At 67.4% G+C, this 18,703-nt stretch carries 13 protein-coding genes; 7 read left to right on the forward strand and 6 right to left on the reverse strand.

Features of this window, described 5'->3' with window-relative positions; all coding sequences use genetic code 11:
- The first annotated feature begins 42 nt into the window (after positions 1 to 42).
- A complete protein-coding gene (locus F7R26_RS25940; protein WP_170301915.1) occupies positions 43 to 1,272 on the forward strand; it encodes a GGDEF domain-containing protein in 1,230 nt (409 codons plus the stop codon).
- Positions 1,273 to 1,290: 18 nt separating this feature from the next.
- Here the strand turns inward: F7R26_RS25940 and F7R26_RS25945 are convergent, their stop codons facing one another.
- From F7R26_RS25945 to F7R26_RS25970, 6 genes are all read right to left on the reverse strand, one after another.
- On the reverse strand, positions 1,291 to 2,157 hold the full coding sequence (locus F7R26_RS25945; RefSeq protein ID WP_150987247.1) for a citryl-CoA lyase: 867 nt from the start codon (positions 2,155 to 2,157) through the stop codon (positions 1,291 to 1,293).
- Complete coding sequence (locus F7R26_RS25950; protein WP_150987249.1) at positions 2,154 to 3,353, reverse strand: CaiB/BaiF CoA transferase family protein; 1,200 nt, start codon at positions 3,351 to 3,353, stop codon at positions 2,154 to 2,156. The genes F7R26_RS25945 and F7R26_RS25950 overlap by 4 nt, the downstream gene beginning before the upstream one ends.
- Before the next feature lie 72 nt (positions 3,354 to 3,425).
- On the reverse strand, positions 3,426 to 4,403 hold the full coding sequence (locus F7R26_RS25955; RefSeq protein WP_150987251.1) for a Bug family tripartite tricarboxylate transporter substrate binding protein: 978 nt from the start codon (positions 4,401 to 4,403) through the stop codon (positions 3,426 to 3,428).
- A gap of 1,076 nt (positions 4,404 to 5,479) precedes the next feature.
- Positions 5,480 to 6,202: an MgtC/SapB family protein gene (locus tag F7R26_RS25960; RefSeq protein WP_150987253.1), complete on the reverse strand. Its 723-nt coding sequence runs from the start codon at positions 6,200 to 6,202 to the stop codon at positions 5,480 to 5,482.
- Positions 6,203 to 6,330: 128 nt separating this feature from the next.
- Complete coding sequence (mgtA, locus tag F7R26_RS25965; RefSeq protein ID WP_150987255.1) at positions 6,331 to 9,087, reverse strand: magnesium-translocating P-type ATPase; 2,757 nt, start codon at positions 9,085 to 9,087, stop codon at positions 6,331 to 6,333.
- 119 nt (positions 9,088 to 9,206) lie between these two features.
- The gene (locus F7R26_RS25970; RefSeq protein ID WP_170301916.1) at positions 9,207 to 9,374 is read right to left on the reverse strand and encodes a hypothetical protein; all 168 of its coding nucleotides are present in this window, start codon (positions 9,372 to 9,374) and stop codon (positions 9,207 to 9,209) included.
- Between the two features lie 654 nt (positions 9,375 to 10,028).
- Here F7R26_RS25970 and F7R26_RS25975 point away from each other — a divergent pair.
- The 6 genes from F7R26_RS25975 to cobW all read left to right on the forward strand — a co-directional run bounded on the left by F7R26_RS25975 (position 10,029) and on the right by cobW (position 18,640).
- A complete protein-coding gene (locus tag F7R26_RS25975) occupies positions 10,029 to 10,529 on the forward strand; it encodes a DUF6630 family protein (RefSeq protein WP_241754726.1) in 501 nt (166 codons plus the stop codon).
- 561 nt (positions 10,530 to 11,090) lie between these two features.
- Positions 11,091 to 11,993, forward strand: coding sequence for a polysaccharide deacetylase family protein (locus tag F7R26_RS25980; protein WP_150987259.1), 903 nt, complete (start codon positions 11,091 to 11,093; stop codon positions 11,991 to 11,993).
- A gap of 128 nt (positions 11,994 to 12,121) precedes the next feature.
- Complete coding sequence (locus F7R26_RS25985) at positions 12,122 to 12,808, forward strand: MotA/TolQ/ExbB proton channel family protein (protein ID WP_150987261.1); 687 nt, start codon at positions 12,122 to 12,124, stop codon at positions 12,806 to 12,808.
- A complete protein-coding gene (locus tag F7R26_RS25990; protein ID WP_150987263.1) occupies positions 12,808 to 13,224 on the forward strand; it encodes a DUF2149 domain-containing protein in 417 nt (138 codons plus the stop codon). Before F7R26_RS25985 ends, F7R26_RS25990 begins: the two co-directional genes overlap by 1 nt.
- The gene (locus F7R26_RS25995; RefSeq protein ID WP_193692247.1) at positions 13,224 to 17,342 is read left to right on the forward strand and encodes a cobaltochelatase subunit CobN; all 4,119 of its coding nucleotides are present in this window, start codon (positions 13,224 to 13,226) and stop codon (positions 17,340 to 17,342) included. The genes F7R26_RS25990 and F7R26_RS25995 overlap by 1 nt, the downstream gene beginning before the upstream one ends.
- Positions 17,343 to 17,557: 215 nt before the next feature.
- Positions 17,558 to 18,640, forward strand: a complete 1,083-nt coding sequence (gene cobW / locus F7R26_RS26000; protein ID WP_150991235.1) for a cobalamin biosynthesis protein CobW — start codon at positions 17,558 to 17,560, stop codon at positions 18,638 to 18,640.
- The last annotated feature ends 63 nt before the right edge of the window (positions 18,641 to 18,703 follow it).

An 18,703-nucleotide genomic window follows, 5' to 3' on the forward strand; every position in this document is an offset into this window, starting at 1 on the left:
CCGTCAACGTCACCGGCAACACGGTATCTTCAAAGGAATTCCGTGCAGTTAGACCAGCAAACGATTGTCGTCGTCATGGTGGTGGTGTATGCCAGCACGCTGGCCATTTCGGCGGGCCTGCTCAGCGCCTTGCGGCCTAGCGCGGCCGGGCGCCTGTGGGCGCTCGGGCATCTGCTGTTGTCGGCCGCCGGGCTGGTGCTGGCGGCCAACGCTTCGGCCAGGCAGGTCTATGTCAGCGCGGGCGGGGCGGCCGCCTTTATCGCCGGCAGGCTGCTGATCTACCGCGGCGTGCGGGTGTACTACGGCATGGCGTCGTGGGATCGCACGCTCGCGGTGGGCGTGACGGTGGCCGCGCTGGCGCTGGCTGGCGCAGCCGGCATGGCTGGCGGCCCGGCGCGCATGCATGTGATCGGCTACGGCAGCCTGGCCCTGGTGGCCGTGCTGACGGTCGTTACCCTGCTGCACGCCTACGATGGCCGGCGCAGCGTGGGCACGCCCCTGGTGGTGATTGCCAGCCTGATTCACCTGGCCACGCACCTGGCCGGCTTTGCCGCCGGGCTGGCAGGCAACGTGGCCTCGGGGCCGTTCTATGCCAGCAGTGCCAACGGGATCTTGCTGGTGGCGCCGCTGGTGGGCACCTTGCTGGCCCTGTTCGGATTTACGGTCATGGCCATGGAGCAGGTCATTGCTACCAATGAAAACGGTGCCAGGCTCGACGCGCTGACGCGCCTGCTCAACCGAGGCGCGCTCGACAAGTCAGCCATCAGCCTGGTGGCCGCCTGGGAGCGCCACGGCCAGCCCTTGTCCTGCCTGGTGATCGATATCGACCATTTCAAGCAGGTCAACGACCGGCATGGCCACCATGCCGGCGACACCGTGCTCAAGCTGATCGCCGAGGCCATCGACAACTCGCGGCGTGCCTCCGATGTGGCCGGGCGCTACGGCGGCGAGGAATTCTGCATCCTCTGCCCGCATACCGACGAAGGCCAGGCCACCGCGCTGGCCAACCGGATCCTGAAAAAGGTGCGCGGCATTGCGCTGCCCGGCGAGTCGGCGGCGTTTGCCAGCGTCAGCATCGGCGTGGCCGAGCTGCGGGGCGGGGCGGCGGGGGTGGAAGGGTTGTGGCGCGCCTTGTTCGCGGCGGCCGACCGGGCGCTCTATGCGGCCAAGGAGTTTGGCCGGGACCGCTATGCGCTGGCGTCCTGGATGGCGCCTTCCACGCGCCCGGTGCCCGGCGACGTGGGCGACTCCGCCCACGTGCCTGGCCGTTAGCGCTTTCTCTCGCCTGGATCAGTCCTGCGCCGTCGGCACGTCCCGGGGCGGGTGGCCGTCGTAAGTCCAGATGTACTGGCGCGGGATCGGGCCCTTGTTGCGGCCGCCTTGCTGCGTTTGCTCCCAGGCATGCGCCAGGATCCCGACCGAGCGCGACAGGCAGAACAGCCCGCGCGCCAGCGGCGCCGGGAAGCCCAGTTCCGCGTAGATCACGGCCGTGGCACCGTCGATATTCATGGGAATCGGCTTGCTGCGGCCCGCGCCCAGTTCGGCCTCCACCGCGCGTGCAATCGTGGCGAAGCGGCCCGAGACCACGCCATCGGCCGCGGCCTGGTCCACCAGCGCCAGCAGGCGCGGGGCGCGCGGGTCCAGCGGATGAAAGCGGTGGCCGAATCCGGACACGAACTTGCCGTGGTTGTCGCGGTAATCCGCCAGGGCGGCCTTGACCGCGGCTTCCTGGGTTGCGCCGCCGTCGATACGGCGTGCCACATCCTGGTACAGCTCCACGGCCTGCTCGCCGGCGCCGCCGTGCACGTCGCCCAGCACGTTGACGGCGGACGCCATCGCATTGTTCAGGCCCACGCCACAGGTGGCGGCCATGCGGGCGATGGCGATGCTCGGCGCTTGCGGGCCGTGGTCCACCGCCGACATCAGCGCGGCGTCCAGCAACTCGCCTTGCCCGCGCGCCGGCAGGTCGCCGCGCAGCATCAGCCAGATCATCTGCGCGAACGATACCTGGCCGATCAGTTGCTCGATGGGATAGCCGCGGTAGCGGATCTCGCCGGGCTGCATGTCGATGATCTCGGTGCGCCACCAGTCCTGGGAGAGGCGCTGGCCTTCGTTGATGTCATGGGTGCCGGTGTTTGGCTTGGCAGGTTCACTCATACCGCGCGCTCCTTTTGCAGGGTTTCGATATCCGCCTCGCCGTAGCCAAGCTGGGCGAGGATCTCACGGGTGTGCTGGCCGAGCTCCGGCGGCGGGGTGTCGACCGACGGGGCCTCGCCATTGAGCTTGAAGCCCGTGCGCACAAGCCGGATGTCGCGGCCCACGCCGGGCACCTCGGCAAACTCACCGATCATGCCGCGCCCGCTTACCTGCGGGTGATCCAGCGTTTGCGGCACGCTATAGACCGGGCCGGCCGGCACGCCCGCCTCGTTGAACAGTTTCCACCACGCATCGGCGGATTTCTTCGACAGCTCTGCCTCCAGCTCGCGCGTGAGTTCGGCGCGGTTGGCCAGCCGCGCCTGGCGCTGCGAGAAACGCGCGTCGGTGGCAAGTTCCGGGCGGCCCACCACGCGGCAGACCGCTTCGAACTGCTCCTGCTTGTTGGCAGCAATATTGATCAGGCCCTCGCCGGTGTGGAAGGCGCCGGACGGGCTGGCCGTCATGTTCTCATTGCCCATCGGCGCCGGGGTCTTGCCTGCGATCAGGTAGTTGGACACCACCCAGCCCATGGTGGCCAGCGTGGCTTCCAGCATCGACACGTCGATGAAGTAACCCTCGGTGCGCCGGTGATCCGCCAGCGCGGCGGCCACGGCAAAGGCCGCGGTGATGCCGCCGATGGTGTCGGAGACCGGGTAGCCCACGCGGTAAGGCGCGGTCTGCGGGTCGCCGGTGATGCTCATCACCCCGGACATTCCCTGGATGATCTGGTCGTACGCCGGCAGGTCCGACAGCGGGCCGTCCTGCCCGAAGCCGGAAATGGCGCAATAGATCAGCTTGGGATGGATCTGCTTGAGCGCCGCGAAGCCCAGCCCCAGGCGGTCCATCACGCCGGGGCGGAAGTTCTCCACCAGGACGTCGGCGCTCTGCACCAGCTTGCGGAAGACTTCCTTGCCGCTCGCGTGCTTGAGGTTGATGGTGATGGAGCGTTTCCCCGGGTTCTGCGCCAGGAAGGACACGCCCATGAGCCGGCTGTTGAGCTCGGCATCGGCGCCCAGCTGGCGGGCCAGGTCGCCGGTGCCCGGGGTTTCCACCTTGATGACCTCGGCGCCCATATGGGCGAGCTGGTGGCAGCAGAAGGGTCCGGCCAGCACGTTGGTGAGGTCGAGGACGCGGATATGGCGTAGCGGTTTTTGCATGGCGAGGCGTTGAGGTGTCGGTGCCGCGGTGCTTCGCAGTGGCGAAGCCGGCCGCGGCGAGCGGCGAAGGCGTTACTCTACCTTGGCGCCGGACTGGCGCACGAGGGTGCCCCAGCGGGTGTTTTCAGCTTTGATGAACGCGGCCAGGTCTTGCGGGGAGCCGCCGCGCGGCTCGCTGCCTTCCTCACGCATCTTGGCGAGGGTATCGGGCTGGGCGATGGCCTTGTTGATCTCTTCGTTGACGCGCTTGACGATCTCCGCCGGCGTGCCCGCCGGCGCCACCAGCGCCTTCCAGTCCTCCGCCTGGAAGCCGGCATAGCCGCCTTCGATCACGGTCGGCACGTCGGCCAGCAGCGGCAGGCGCTTGGCCGAGGTCACGCCGAGTGCGCGCAGCTTGCCGGCCTTGATCATCGGCAGCGCGATCGGCGGCGTGGCGAAGTAAAAGTCGGTCTGGCCGCCCAGCAGGTCGGTCAGCGCCGGCGAGGCGCCCTTGTAGGGCACATGCAGCATCTTGATGCCCGTGCGGCGCGCGAACATCTCGCCCGTCAGGTGGCCCACGGTGCCCGTGCCGGCCGACGCCATCGAGAGCTGCCGGGCTTTGCCGGCGGCGATCAGGTCGGCCAGGTTTTTGTACGGCGCGTCCTTGCGCACGATCAGCACCAGCGGCTGCGCGGAAACCAGCGCCACCGGGGTGAAGTCCTTGACCGCGTCGTAGGGCATCCTGGGGTACAGGGTGGGATTGATCGCCAGGTTGGCGGTCTGGCCCATGCCGAGCGTGTAGCCATCGGGGCGGGCCTTGGCCACCGCGTCCATGCCGATATTGCCGCCCGCGCCGGCGCGGTTTTCCACCACCACGTTCCAGTGGGTGGTCATGCCCACCTTGTTGAACACCAGGCGCGCCATGACGTCGGTGCCGCCGGCCGGCGGGAAGGGGACCACCAGGCGCACCGGCTGGCTCGGATAGGTGTCCGCCGCAGCGGGGATGGCGCCTGCGGCGAGCAGGGCGGGGACTGCGAGCAGCAGCAGGGCGCGGATGGGGAAGCGTTTCATTGTGTTGTGTCTCCGGATCGGGGTGGTGCACGGCACCGGCGGATGGCTCTTTTCGTTCTGTAGAATGGAACGTTAGTCTTACTTAGGGAATTTAGGTGGGAGGATAGGGGGAGGGGGATGTCAAGGGGTGGGGTTTGGGGGATTTGTTGCGGCGTTGGCTTTTGCAGCCAAGGTGCCATACATACGACATCGCCCTTGCGGGGGTGGTCGCTGTTTGTTTGAGCGGCGTTGGTTTTTGGACCCAAAAGCCATACGACATCCCCCTGCGGGGGCTGCCGGTCACTTTTCTTTGACCGGCAAAGAAAACTAACGAAAAGAAAGCCGCCCTGCCGGGGGCAGAGCAATCAGGCTTATGTGGGGCGGTGGTCGCGTCGTACGGCCCGGAGTGTTGGCTGGCGGATCCTACCGGTCCCAAGGACATCATTTCTGCATGACCCATGGGTTACGCCGTGCAGCCCCTGACCTCGTGTGCGGTGCCCGTTCCCACATCTGCCGTTCGCGGTGCAACGTGCTGCGCCGTTTCGAGTGTGGCTGGTTTCGTGGTTTTGTCTCGGAGGACGAGCGTCGTGAGTGTGAGCACGGCCCTCGCGGACGGGCCACGGTGCCCACCACGAAACCAGGGAGTTGAAAGCAAGGAGTCGGCTGCGCCGGTACGGCAGGGCATCAAATGGCCGGGCGCCCGCCGTCAGAGACAAAACCACGAAACCACCAAGGCAGGCAGGATCGTGGTGCTGCGCACCGCGAACGGCAGATGCCCGAACGCGCATCGAGCAAAGCGATCAGGGGCACCACCACGTGACCATAGGGTCATGCCGTAGCGATGACCTCCAAGCCGGTATGGCAAAGGCCAGCCAACACTCCGGGCCGTACGACGCAACCACCGAGGCAAAAACAGCCTGATTGCTCTGCTCCCGGCAGGGTCGGCTTTCTTCTCGTTAGTCTTCTTTGCCGACGCAAAGAAGAGTGACCGGCAGCCCCCGCAGGGGGATGTCGTATGGCACCTTGGGTGCAAAAACCAACGCCGATGAAATAAACAGCGCCGCCCCAAATAGACCACAAGCACAAGCCAACCAAATTCAATCCGTCGTACTAGGACTCCAAAACGCCTGATGAATATGCTCCGACTCCGCCAGCTCCGCCATCAACCGATCCAGCACATCCCCATCGACGGAAGTTGACGTGAGCACCGCTTCAATCTCGACATCGCTATCCCCGAACGCATGTACCTCCAGGTCCCGGGTCGGGTAGTTCCCCGCTTCCAGCTTATCTTCAAGCAAGCGCAACGCCAGCTTCTGCGCGGAGCGCGGCGCAATCACATAGACCGTGTTGGTCACCTCCACCGCGGTCGTATCCATCGGCTGCTGGTTGATGCGATTCACCACCGGCCGCAACAGGGTATTGGCCGCCAGCACAAACAGGCAGCCCAGCCCGGCCTCGAGAATCAGGTCCGCTCCCGCACTGGCGCCGATCGCCGCCGAGCCCCATAGCGTGGCCGCGGTATTCAACCCCCGCACATTGCCTTCTTCCCGCATGATCACGCCGGCACCGAGAAAGCCGATGCCCGAGACCACATAGGCCACCACGCGCACCGCGCCGTCGTGCCCTGCCATGCGGTTGGCCATGTCGACGAAGATGGCAGCGCCTACCGCCACCAGCACATTGGTGCGCAGGCCGGCCGTGCGCTGGCGGATCTGCCGCTCGTAGCCGATTACCGCGCCGAGGATGAAGGCGGTGCTCAGGCTGACGGCGGTGTCGAGCAGCGAGTCAAGGTTGATGTTCTGAAAGGCTTGGAGGGACATGATGGTTTTCCCGGGCTTGAAAGTTATTGTTATGGAACCGCTCGCGTCTTTTTACGCCGGCCAGGTGTCACGCCGATGTCATGGGCGGCGCCTCTCGCGCAAGCATCGCGATAGGCGCCGCCCAAAGCTTATTGCCAGCCAAAGCGTCGGATATAGAACCGCTTGACCGCCGTCACCAGCAGCGCGTAGCCCAGCACGATGCCGATCATCCAGGGAAAATAGCCCGGCGGCAATGCTTCCAGCTTGAAGTACGCCGCCAGCGGGCCCATTGGCAGCCAGATGCCCACGGCCATGATGGCCACCGTGGCCAACGTCAGCGGCCACGCCGCGCGGCTCTGGATGAACGGCAGCTTGGGCGTGCGGATCATGTGCACGATCAGCGTTTGCGTGAGCAGCCCGACCACGAACCAGCCGGACTGGAACAGCGCCTGCGCCTCCACGTTGTTGGCGGCGAACACGTACCACATCACCACATAGGTCGTGATGTCGAAGATCGAGCTGATCGGGCCGAAGACCACCATGAAGCGGCCGATGTCGCCCGGGTTCCAGCGCAGCGGCCGCGCCACCAGTTCCTTGTCCACGCGATCAAACGGAATCGCGATCTGCGAGACGTCGTACAGCAGGTTCTGCACCAGCAGTTGCAGCGGCAACATCGGCAGGAAGGGCAGGAAGGCGCTGGCCACCAGCACCGAGAACACGTTGCCGAAGTTGGAGCTGGCCGTCATGCGGATGTACTTCAGCATGTTGCTGAAGGTGCGCCGCCCTTCGATCACGCCTTCTTCCAGCACCATCAGGCTTTTTTCCAGCAGGATGAGGTCGGCGGCTTCCTTGGCGATATCTACCGCGCTGTCTACCGAGATGCCGATATCGGCCGCGCGCAGCGCGGGTGCATCGTTGATGCCGTCGCCCATGAAGCCAACCACGTGGTCGTTGGCGCGCAGCGCCAGCACCAGTTGCTCCTTGTGCAGCGGCGACAGGCGTGCGAATACGTTGTGATCTTCCACGGCACGGGCCAGCGTCGGGGCGTCCATCTTCTCGATGTCCGGCCCCAGCAGCACGCGCGTGACGGACAACCCGACTTCGCGGCAGATCTTGGCGGTGACCAGTTCGTTGTCGCCGGTCAGCACTTTCACCGTGACGCCGTGCTCGGCCAGCGCCTTGAGCGCGGGCAGCGTGGAATCCTTGGGCGGATCGAGAAAAGCGATGTACCCGACCAGCGTCAGCTCGCATTCGTCGGCCACGCCGTACTGCGTTTGCGTGGTGGGCGTTTCCTTCATGGCCACCGCGACCACGCGCAGGCCTTCCTCGTTGAGGTCGTGCGTCACCTGGCGCACGCGCGCCAGCATGTCGGCGTCCAGCGCTTGCGCCGCGCCATCGATCTGCACGCGCGTGCAGATGCCCAGCATTTCCTCCACCGCGCCTTTGCAGATCAGCGCGTTGTGATCCTCGCGCTCGGCCACCACCACCGACATGCGGCGCCGCTCGAAATCGAACGGGATCTCATCGACCTTGCTGTAATGCTGCGTCAGCTTGAGCTCGCTTTGCAGCTCCACGTGATCGAGCACCGCGCGGTCGAGCAGGTTCTTCAGGCCGGTCTGGTAGTAGCTGTTCAGGTAAGCGTGCTTGAGCACGTCGGTGCTGATGCGGCCCAGCACATCGGTGTGGCGCTCCAGCACGATCTTGTCCTGCGTCAGCGTGCCTGTCTTGTCGGTGCACAGCACGTCCATGGCGCCGAAATTCTGGATCGCGTCGAGCCGCTTGACGATGACCTTGCGGCGCGACAACATCACCGCGCCCTTGGCCAGCGTGGAGGTCACGATCATCGGCAGCATCTCGGGCGTGAGCCCTACCGCGACGGACAAGGCAAAGAGGAAGGCCTGCGTCCAGTCGCCCTTGGTGAAGCCGTTGACCAGCAGCACCAGCGGCGCCATCACCAGCGCGAAGCGGATCAGCAGCCAGCTCACCTGGTTGACACCCGCCTGGAAGGCCGTGGCCGAGCGGTCGGTGCTGGTGACGCGCTCGGCCAGCGTGCCGAAGTAGGTGTGGTTGCCGGTGGCCAGCACCACGGCGGTGGCAGCGCCCGAGACCACATTGGTGCCCATGAAGGCGATGTTGGAGAGCTCCAGCGGGCTGTCGTGGCGATCGCGCAGCTCGGCGAATTTTTCCACGGGCAGCGATTCGCCCGTCATGGCCGCCTGGCTGATGAACAGGTCCTTGGCCGCGATGATGCGGCAGTCGGCGGGAATCATGTCGCCAGCCGAGAGTGCGACCAGGTCGCCCGGCACCAGCTTGCGGATAGGCACTTCGATCTTGTGCGGCGGGCGGGAATGCACGTGCACGTTGAAGTACTCTGCGCTGAAGGCGGCAACGCCGGCCGAAAGGTCCCGCCGGATCACCGTGGCGGTGGTGCTGACCATGGCCTTGAGGCTCTCCGCGGCCTGGTTGGAGCGCCGCTCCTGCACGAAGCGCAGCAGCGTGGACAGCGTCACCATGGTGCCGATGACGATCGTTGCCTTCATGTCCTCGGTGAAATAGGAAATCGCCGCCAGCAGTGTCAGCAACAGATTGAAGGGGTTGCTGTACGAATGCCACAGGTGCAGCCACGCCGGCAGCGGCTTCTCATGGTCGACCTCGTTCGGGCCGAACTGCTTGAGCTTTTCCTCCATCTCGGCGCTGGTCAGCCCGTCCTCGTGGGAGTGCATGCGTACCAGCACGGCCGGCACGTCTTCGCGCGCGGCGCGCTTTAGCGATTGCGCCAACTGCTCCGGCACCGCGCGCGACGGCCCTGGCTTGCCCAGCGACTCGAACATCGCCAGCCGGCGGAAGTGGTGGGTCGCCCGGCGCGTGCGCAGGAAGGCGACAAAGAGCGTTTTCATCAGGTTCATCGGTGCGGATTCCCAAAAGCCCCGGCGTGCCGGGCAGCGATGCTGGATTGAGGCGAGGAGCGGCAAAGGCGGGCGTGCCGCCTTCGCCGGATGCGGTGAGCGTGACAGCGGCGCGCGCGTCAGCCCGGCCGGGGCCGGCGCGTGGCGTCATGACGCGCTGCGGCACGGCGCGCGGGGGGCAGGGCCAGCGTGAGCAGGAGGACGGCGGCACTGCCTGGCCCGCCGGCGTGGCAGCGCAGGATCTGCAGCGCCAGCAAGGCATGTTGTGCGATGAAGAGGGACGGCATGGGGCCTCCTGGCGCTAACGCTCGAGGGCGCGCGCAGGCAGCGGCGGATAACGCATCGCGAAACTGCGGACGAACGCATTCTCGCGGCGGGATAGCCGCAGGCATTTACAACGAACTGGGAGGGGGTCGCACGGAGAACCCGTGCAACGGACCACTACCCGCCGGTATCGGCTAGGCAGTGGCGGTAAGACGCCTGGACTTGCCTAGCCGTTCAAGGTTTGGCCGTAAGGCCAACTAGAACAACTGTCCATGGAGATGACTCCGAAGCGATAACGGGGCGAAGGGTAACAAAGGCGGCGCGCGCTTGGCAATCTTTTTCTTCCGGCTTTTTCCGTCAGATAGGACACGTCCTAAACTTTGCGTTTTTCGTGCCGTAAGGCAACTTGTACTGCGCTGGTCCGGTGAGGCGATCCGCGCGTTAGGGATGCCCCTTCCATGCGTATGCGTAGTAGCGCCACGCACCAACCTTTGTCAGAATAGGGGGCTGCCATTTTCCCGGCGTCGGGCAAAGCACCGCCAGACGTTCGGCCACTCGGATGCTCGCACAAGGTTCCGGCATCCGAGTCAACCACCGCGCCGGCTCGCGGCATCACGCTGTGGCCTGCCAGCATCGAACCCCTTCCGTTCCCTGTGTTCCCAACCTGCCAGAAGCCTATGACCACTGTGCTCCCGAGTGAAACGCAGGACGCCGTGCGCGAGCTGATCCTGCTGATTTCTCTGCACGACCAGGATGCCGCTGACAAATACTGGACCGCGTTCCAGCATGCGCTTGCGCGCACCGATACCGGCTGCGAGGGCCATATGCTGCTATGGCCGCTGACCGAAGCCATCGGCGCCGCGGGCTTCTACGTGGAATGGAAAGACACGGCCGCCGTGGTGCGCGGTGTGCAAGCGTTGTGCGACCGGGTCGGCCTGCGCGTGGACTGGGGCGTGCCCGAGCCGCTCGCGGCAGCCTTCCTCGCGGGCAAGGATGTGCCCGGCTTGATGGCGATCGCGCAGGTCTCGTTGCAAGCGGCTGGCTTTACGCTGTGGTGCTGGGACACGCAGGCTGACGCCTACGCGGGATGGATGATCCGCAGCGCGGATGAGCCGGTGCTGGCCAGGCTTGCCATGCAGCTTCACCTGATGATCGATCCCGCGGACGAAACCTACTGAGCCGGCTCCGACTCAGCGTTCACAATTGTTGACATTTGTACCGGGCGGCAGCGAAAGCCTCGTGGCTGTCCGATGCTGGCTCGGCGGCATGCCTGTGCGCTTTGCGCATTGCCGCTGTCTTTCACGCCTTTCGACAAAGCCGGACCATGCGCCCTACGCGCGTGCCATGTGTATCGTCTGGCGGGATCGCCAAACGGGTAAGGCGCTGTGACACAGTTGTTTGCCTTTGCAAGATGGGGGAGCCGCTAACCTGTCGGCCGGGGTGTCCAAAACGGCATCCCTTGCCCGCAGGCAGCGGTGCCCCCTGCTGCCGATTTGCCCGCCAGGCCATGTCTCATGGCCTGGTTTTTTTCGCTGCGCGGACCCGGCCGCGCCAGCGCAAAAGCGCGCCAACACGATATGGCACAATGCCATCTTGCTTTTTGCCGGGGCCACGGCGATCGCTGCGGCGGTTCGCGCACATGGCTGCGGTTCGCCCTCGTTTTCTTTGCTTGAGACTCATTCCGGATTGCCCGCGCAGCGCGCCAAAGAGCGCCCGAAGTGGCCAGCCGGACGCCCCGCATGCGCTTTTCCCATTTTGTTCGTCTCGCCGCCGGGACCCTGGCGTACAGCCTGAGTCTCGCCTGCGTGGCCGCGCCGGCAGCCCTCGCCGACATGTCAGCGAGCGCACTGCCTGAGATTCAGCTGGCCGCACTGCGCGCGCAGCGGCCACTCCCGCCCATCCGCTTCCTGCTCACCTTCGACGACGGCCCCGATGCCGGCGAGGATGGCAGCACGCCGCTGATCCTGCGCCAGCTTGCCGACAACCCGGTGACGCCGGGCATCAAAGCGCTCTTCTTCGTGCAAACCGCTCACCCGAGGCGCGGCGGCGGCGAGGCCGGCAAAGCGCAGATGCATGCTACCTGCCTCGCCGGCCATCGGCTGGCGGTGCATAGCGGGTTGCCGATCGGGCATCTCTCGCATACACGCATGTCGCCCGAGGAACTGGAGGCGTCGCTGCTGTCGGGCGAGGCCGACATCATCGCGCAATGCCGCGGCGCGGCTCAGCTGGTACGCCCGCCCAACTGGGCCTACAACGATGCGGTGCAGGCGGTCTACCGCAAGCTCGGCCTGGGCATGCTGATGTCGGACGTGAACGCGCGCGACGGCAAGATCTACGGCTGGCATATCAGCCTGCGCCGCCGCTCGCATATGAATAGCGAGCTGGCGCAGGTCAAGGTGGCCATCGCCGAGCAGCGGCTGCCATTGATGGGGGGCGTGGTGCCGATCGTGGTGAGCTTTCATGACACCAACGACTACACGGCCTCGCACATGACCGAGTACCTGCAGATCCTGGTGGAAGAAGCCCGGGAGAACGGCCTGGTGCTGGCGGACCCGCCGTTCTACACGGATGCGCGGGTGGCCGAACGCGCCGCGCGGCTGCGCGCGCAGTCGGGCGTATATGCGCGCGACAGCTGGCCCTGAGGCCTTGGCGGCAAGGTAATCGCGGGGCGGGTCCTGGCTTGGGATAACGGGGCGCCCGCGACGTACAATACTGCGCCGGGGCCGGCTGCGGCCTGCCGATCCCCCTAACCCAATTGCCGCCAATCACAATGGAAAGCGTCGTCACCGAGATTTTCTTCCGCCTTTCCACGGCGTTCTTCTGGCCGGTCGCGCTGGCGTTGCTGGTGCTGTTCGTGCTCTCGCTGGCCGATCTCGGCGGCCTGATCGTGCAGTCCCGGCGCCGCGCCGTGGCGCCGCGCAGCGATCTCCCCGCGCTGGCCAACGCGCTGGCCTCCAGCCTGCAAAATGGCACGCGGGCGCATCTGGACGCGGCATTGCTGTCGCCTTCGCTAGCCCGCTTCTGGGGCATGCTGGAAGAACGGCTCGCCCGGCTCGATTCGCACGAACACCTTGACCTGTGGCTGGACGAAACGCTGCAGCGCGAGGAAATGCGCGTGGCCAACCGGCTCGACCTGACCCGCACGCTGGTGCGCATCGCGCCGATGCTGGGCCTGGCCGGCACCATCATCCCGCTCGGGCCGGCGCTGCAATCGCTGCTCGGCGGCGACATGGCCGGCATGGTCAACCACCTGGTGATCGGCTTTGGCGCGGTCGTCTGCGGGCTGGTGCTGGGCGGCATTGCCTACGTGCTGACGCTCACGCGCGAGCGCTGGGCGCGCAGCGATCTCAAGGAAATGGAAAACCTGTGCGAGCTGGTGCTGCGGGCCATGCCCGAACCGGTGGCGCCCGCGGCACACGCGCGCGCCGCCATCCATCTGGCCGGGACCCAGGCCTGATGGACGCGGGCCAGGGACACCAGTTCAGGCGGCGGCGCTTTGTGCGGCGGCGACGCGCGCAGGGCGAGCTTGCCTCGGTGCATCGGGAAGACCCGCTGGCCGGCGTGGCCAACCTGTTCGATGCCTCCATCGTCTTTGCCGTGGGCCTGATGGTGGCGCTCACGCAAGCGTTCAGCCTGACCCAGCTGCTCAATCCCGACTCGCAGTTCACCCTGGTCCAGCGCGATCCGCGCACCGGCGAGCTGCAATGGCTGGAGAAGAACCGCAAGGAGGTCAAGGTCAGCAAGATGTCCCCGCAGCAGAAAACGGGCGAGGGCACCCGGCTGGGCGTGGCTTACCAGTTGCCGGATGGCAGCGTGGTGTATGTGCCGGAAGGCGCGGCGGCCAGCGCGGCCTCGGCCCCGGGCGCGCGTTGATGGCTTCGGCGCGGCGGGTTTCGCTGTGGCGGCGCTGGCTGCTGCTGATGCTTGGGCTGCTGTGCGGGTGCCTTGCCGGCCCTGGCCACGCCCGCGCAGCTCAGCCCGGACAGTCAGCCCCGGTACGCGTGCTGCTGGTCACCACCAACACGCACCTGCTGCCCGCGGCCGAAGCGCGCCTGCGCGAGCAGGCCGGGCCGGGCAGGGTGGTGCTGGACGCCGTGACGGCAGCGCCCGATGCCGCGCAGGTCGCCGCCGCCGATGTCATCTACGCGTATTTCGTTCCCACGGCCGTGCTGCGCCAGATGGCGCCGGCCGTGCGCCAGGCGCGGCAGCGCGGCGCGCTGGTGCTGGCCGCGCCGGCAGCGTCCGCCGAGGCCGCCTGGGGCTTTGGCCTGGACGCCGCGCGCAACCAGGCTGCCGAGGCTTACTGGAGCGCCGGCGGCGCCGACAACCTCGCGGGCTGGATGGCCTGGCTGGTGGCCGCCGTGCGCGGCGAGCAGGTCATCGCCGTGCCGCCGCCGCGCCCGCTGCCTGCGGCCGGCATCTATCACCCGCGCGCAGCGCAAGCATTTGCCACGCTCAAGGACTATCTCGGCTGGTACCGCGCCGGTGCAAGCGGCCTGCCGGCTGGCGCACCGCTGGTCGGCATTGCCTTCTATGCGAGCAACTATCGCCAGCAGGATCTCGCGCATATCGATGCGCTGATCGCCGCGCTGGAGCGCCAGGGCATCGGCGCGGTGCCGGTGTTCGGCTGGCCGCTGTCCGGCCTGGATCCGATGCTCACGGTCGACGGCCAAAGCCCGCTGCGCGCATTGCTGGCGCTGAACCTCACCATCAGCCGCGCCGAGGACAAGGCCTGGCTGGAGCGCCACGGCCTGCATGCCATCAACCTGATCGCCACGCGCGACAGCCAGGCCGGCTGGCGGGCCGATGCGCGCGGCATTGGCGGCGAGCGCCTGCCGCTGCTGCTTAACACGCCCGAGCGGGCCGGCGCCTCGGAGCCGATCCTGTTCGCCACGCTGGAGGACGAACACGGCGCCAAGGCCAGCCATGCCGTGCCGGAGCGGGCAGACGCGGCGGTGGCCCGCGTGCGGCGCTGGATCGCGCTGCAGGACAAGCCCGCGGCGGACAAGCGCATCGCTATCCTTTACTACAACAACCCGCCGGGCCGCGGCAATATCGGCGCCAGCTACCTGGCCACGCTGCCCTCGCTGGTGCAGGTCATGGCGCGGCTGCGCGAGGCGGGCTACCGCACGGGCGCCACGCTGCCGGACACGGCCGAGCTGACGGCGCTGCTGGAGCGCAATGGCCGCAATATGGAGGAATGGTCGCCCGGCGAACTGGCCGAGATGGTGTCGCGCGGCCGCGTTACGCTGCTGCCGATGGCGCAGTACAAGCGCTGGTTCGATGCCTTGCCGGCGGCGTTTCGCCAGTCGGTGGTGGCCGCCTGGGGCCCGCCCGAGCGCAATCCGCTGATGCTGGTGGGTGACGGCCATGGCGGGCAGGATTTCGTGATTCCGGGCCTGCGCTTCGGCAATCTGTTCGTTGGCCCGCAGCCGCTGCGCTCCACCTTCGCGCGAGCAATGGACAGCTCGCACGATACGGTGACGCCGCCACCGCACTCCTATATCGCCGCCTACCTGTGGTATCGCCACGCCTTCGGCGCGGACGCGATGGTCCACGTGGGCCGCCACGGCACGCTCGAATGGCTGCCAGGCAAGCAGGTAGGGCAAAGCGGCGACGACAGCGCCGAGGTGTTGCTGGGCGACCTGCCCAACGCCTACTACTACATCCAGGACGGCGGCGGCGAAGCCATCCAGGCCAAGCGCCGCAGCGCCGCCGTGCTGGTCAGCCACCTCACCCCACTGATCGCCCGTGCCGGCTGGCCGGACAAACTGGCCAAGCTCGACGCGGTGATCGAGCAGCAGGAGGCCGCCGCTGACAGCTCCCCCGCGCTGGCGGACCAGTACCGCCTGCAGGCGCTGGCTCAGATCCGCGCCCTCGGGCTGGACGGCCAGCTTGGGCTGGATCCCGGCGCGCCATGGGAGCAGGTCGAGCCGGTGATCCACCGCTTCTTGCATAAGGTGGAAGCCGAGCCGGTGCCGCTGGGCATTCACACGCTGGGCGAGTTGCCGCCGTTGGATGCGCAGCGCCAGGCGCTGGCCACCGTGCTGGAAAGCGCGTTCGACGCGAGCGAGGCGCGGGTGCTCGGCAAGGACACGCTCGCGCGCTGGGCCGGCGCTTTGGCGGAAGGCCGCGAGCCGGACGGCGCTGCCAGCGCGCCCTTGCCGCCGCCGCTGGCGGACAAGGTAAAAACCGCGCTGTCCAGCGCGCGCGCCTGGCTGGCCAATCTGCGCGAATCGCCGCGCCGCGAGCTCGATGGCCTGGTGACCGTGCTGTCCGGCCGCTACCTGCCGACCGCGCCGCTGGGCGACCCCGTGCGCACCCCGCAGGGCCTGCCCACCGGGCGCAACCTGCACGCCTTCGACGGTGCGCTGATCCCCACGCCTGCGGCCTGGCAGCTCGGCAAGCAACTGGCCGCGCAGACGCTCGCGCGCTATCGCGAGGAAACCGGCAAGGCGCCCGAGCAGGTCTCGATGGTGCTGTGGTACGGCGAGACCGAGCGCCACCAAGGCGCGATGGAGAGCGAGGCGCTCTACCTGATGGGCGTGGAGCCGGTCTGGAACGCGCGCGGCGTGGTGGAGGATGTGCGCCTGATCCCCGATGCCGAACTCGGCCGCCCGCGCGTCAATGTGCTGTTCACCATTTCCGGCATCTACCGCGACGGCTTCGGCGACAAGGTGGCGCTGCTGGACAAGGCCGCGCGCCTGGCCGCCGAAGCCGGCGACAACGCCATCAGCCGCCACGACCACGAAGCGCAGGCCACGCTGCTGGCAGCCGGCGTGGAGCCGCAACTGGCCGCGCGCCTGGCCCGCGCCCGCGTGTTCGCTGCCAAGCCCGGCAACTACAGCATCGGCGTGCAGCAGATGGTGGAGCAGAGCAAGGACGCGGCGCAGGCCGGCGAGCCGCCGGGCGCGCTGGCGCGGCAGTACCTGCGCTACATGAACTTTGCGTACTCAAGCGAAGGCTGGGGCGAGACCGCGCCGCAGGCGCTGGCCAGCCACCTCAAATCCAACCAGGCCGTGCTGTTCTCGCGCGCCAGCACGCTTTATGGTGCGCTCGACAACGACGATACCTACCAGTACGCCGGCGGCCTCAACATGGCCACGCGCGCCGTCAGCGGGCAGGCGCCGCGCTTCTGGCTGCACAACCTGCGCCGCGCCGGCGAAGAGCAGACCGTGGATGCCCGTACCTGGCTGGCCACCGAGCTCAACGCGCGCAACTGGAACCCGCGCTGGATCGAAGGCATGCAGCGCTCGGGCTATGCCGGCGCGCGCGAAATGTTCAAGGAGATCGAGCATCTCTACGGCTTCCAGGCCACCAGCCCGGAGCAGATGAGCGGCAGCTTCTGGCAGAACACCTATGACGTCTATGTGGCCGACAAGAATGGCCTGGGCATGGACGCTTTCTTTGCGCAAAACAACCCGCACGCGCGGCAGGGCATCCTGGCCCGGCTGCTGGAAGTGGACCGGCAGGGGAGCTACCGCTTCACGCCTGCCGAGCGCGCCGATATGGCACGACGCTATGTGGCGTCGGTCAATCGCGACGGCTTGTCCTGCTCGGCCAATAGCTGCGGCAATCCCGTGCTGATGCAGTACATCGCCGGGCTGGGGCAGCAAGCCCGGCTGCCCACGGATGCGCTGCGCGAATTCTCCGCGCGGCTGGCGACAGCCATGCCGGGGCGCGAGCCAGCCGCGCCGGCCGCGGCGTCTGGCCGGGCTGCACCGCCCGACGCATCCCGTGCGAGTCCGCCGCCGGCCCGGCAGGCCAGGCCGCAGCCAGCACCGGCGGCGCCACCGCATCCCGCGACCGGCCAAGTGACAGGCCAGTTGCTCGAAAGCCGCGTGCTCAAGCTCGCGGCGCCCGTCCCGCTTAGTGGCCCGGCGCCGCGCGAGGCGCTGTGGACCGCTGCGCTGATGCTGCTGCTGGTTGGCGCTGGCGCCTTTGCGGAGTGGTGGCGCGGCCGTGGCCGGCGGCAGCCCGCGCCACGCTGACGCGCTGCGGGTGGACAGCACCGTGCGATCTCTTTATGCTGAATCCCTCGCCGCGGCCAGGCCCGTCGCCGTTTGCCGACACTGCGTTTGTCGATACTGCGTTTGTCGATACTGATTACCGGCTGCGCAAAACATAACTTGCGAAGGGCCTGCCACGCCGCGCATCGCGCGCCCCGATTCAACCCCAGCGCCAGCGCTGAATTCTCCTATCCGCCATGCAGACCCGTAAAATCCCCGCCACCATCGTCACCGGCTTCCTTGGCAGCGGCAAGACCACCTTGCTGCGCCATATCCTCGAGAACGCCAACGGACGGCGCATTGCGGTCATCGTCAACGAGTTCGGCGAGCTGGGCATCGATGGCGAGATCCTGAAGGGCTGCGGCATCGGCTGCGACGAATCCGGCCAGAGCAATGGCCAGCTCTATGAGCTCGCCAACGGCTGCCTGTGCTGCACGGTGCAGGAGGAATTCTTCCCGGTGATGGAGCAATTGCTGGAGCGCCGCGGCGATATCGACCACGTGCTGATCGAGACCTCCGGCCTGGCGCTGCCCAAGCCGCTGGTGCAGGCCTTCAACTGGCCCAGCATCAAGAACGCCTTCACCGTGGATGCGGTCGTCACCGTGGTGGACGGCGCGGCAGCCGCGGCCGGCCAGTTCGCCGCCGACCCGGACGCCGTGGACGCGCAGCGCAAGGCCGATCCCAACCTCGATCACGAGTCCCCGCTGCATGCGCTGTTCGAAGACCAGCTCGGCGCGGCCGATCTCGTCATCCTCAACAAGACCGACCTGATCGACGACGCGCAGCGCGCCGACGTGGAAGCGCTGATCCGCCCCGAGATCCCCGCCGAAGTGAAGATCGTCGGCGCGCAGGGCGGCAAGCTGGATATCGCGTTGCTGCTGGGCCTGAACCGCGCATCGGAAGACACCATTCACCTGCGCCCGGATCACCACGGCTCCGCGGACGATCCCGATCACGCAGACCACCATCACGACGAGTTCGACTCCGTCGTCGTAGAGCTGGGCGAGGTGGACCGCGACCCGTTGATCGATGGCTTGCGCCAGCTGGTGGAAAGCCACACCATCTACCGCATCAAGGGCTTTGCCAAGCTGCCCGCCAAGCCCATGCGGCTGGTGCTGCATGGCGTGGGACGGCGCTTTGACAGCTACTTCGACCGCCGCTGGCTGCCGGGCGAGGCGCAATCCACGCGTATCGTGCTGATCGGCCAGGCGCTTGACCAGCCCACGCTGCAGGCTGCCCTGGAGGCCGCGCTGAGCGCCGCCGCCGTGCGTACCGCGTAAGGCGCAAGGCGCCAGACACACGGCAAAAGGCCTGCACCAGCCCACACCAGTCCACATCAGCCC

The organism is Cupriavidus basilensis (assembly GCF_008801925.2).
In the GTDB taxonomy this organism is placed as follows: Bacteria; Pseudomonadota; Gammaproteobacteria; order Burkholderiales; family Burkholderiaceae; genus Cupriavidus; species Cupriavidus basilensis.

Coding starts and splice junctions, on each gene's coding strand:
- F7R26_RS25970 (WP_170301916.1), bottom strand. CDS start 9,374: ATGCCGTCCCTCTTCATCGCACAACATGCCTTGCTGGCGCTGCAGATC.
- F7R26_RS25995 (WP_193692247.1), top strand. CDS start 13,224: ATGGCTTCGGCGCGGCGGGTTTCGCTGTGGCGGCGCTGGCTGCTGCTG.
- F7R26_RS25980 (WP_150987259.1), top strand. CDS start 11,091: ATGCGCTTTTCCCATTTTGTTCGTCTCGCCGCCGGGACCCTGGCGTAC.
- F7R26_RS25960 (WP_150987253.1), bottom strand. CDS start 6,202: ATGTCCCTCCAAGCCTTTCAGAACATCAACCTTGACTCGCTGCTCGAC.
- F7R26_RS25975 (WP_241754726.1), top strand. CDS start 10,029: ATGACCACTGTGCTCCCGAGTGAAACGCAGGACGCCGTGCGCGAGCTG.
- mgtA (WP_150987255.1), bottom strand. CDS start 9,087: ATGAACCTGATGAAAACGCTCTTTGTCGCCTTCCTGCGCACGCGCCGG.
- F7R26_RS25950 (WP_150987249.1), bottom strand. CDS start 3,353: ATGCAAAAACCGCTACGCCATATCCGCGTCCTCGACCTCACCAACGTG.
- F7R26_RS25955 (WP_150987251.1), bottom strand. CDS start 4,403: ATGAAACGCTTCCCCATCCGCGCCCTGCTGCTGCTCGCAGTCCCCGCC.
- F7R26_RS25985 (WP_150987261.1), top strand. CDS start 12,122: ATGGAAAGCGTCGTCACCGAGATTTTCTTCCGCCTTTCCACGGCGTTC.
- F7R26_RS25945 (WP_150987247.1), bottom strand. CDS start 2,157: ATGAGTGAACCTGCCAAGCCAAACACCGGCACCCATGACATCAACGAA.
- cobW (WP_150991235.1), top strand. CDS start 17,558: ATGCAGACCCGTAAAATCCCCGCCACCATCGTCACCGGCTTCCTTGGC.
- F7R26_RS25990 (WP_150987263.1), top strand. CDS start 12,808: ATGGACGCGGGCCAGGGACACCAGTTCAGGCGGCGGCGCTTTGTGCGG.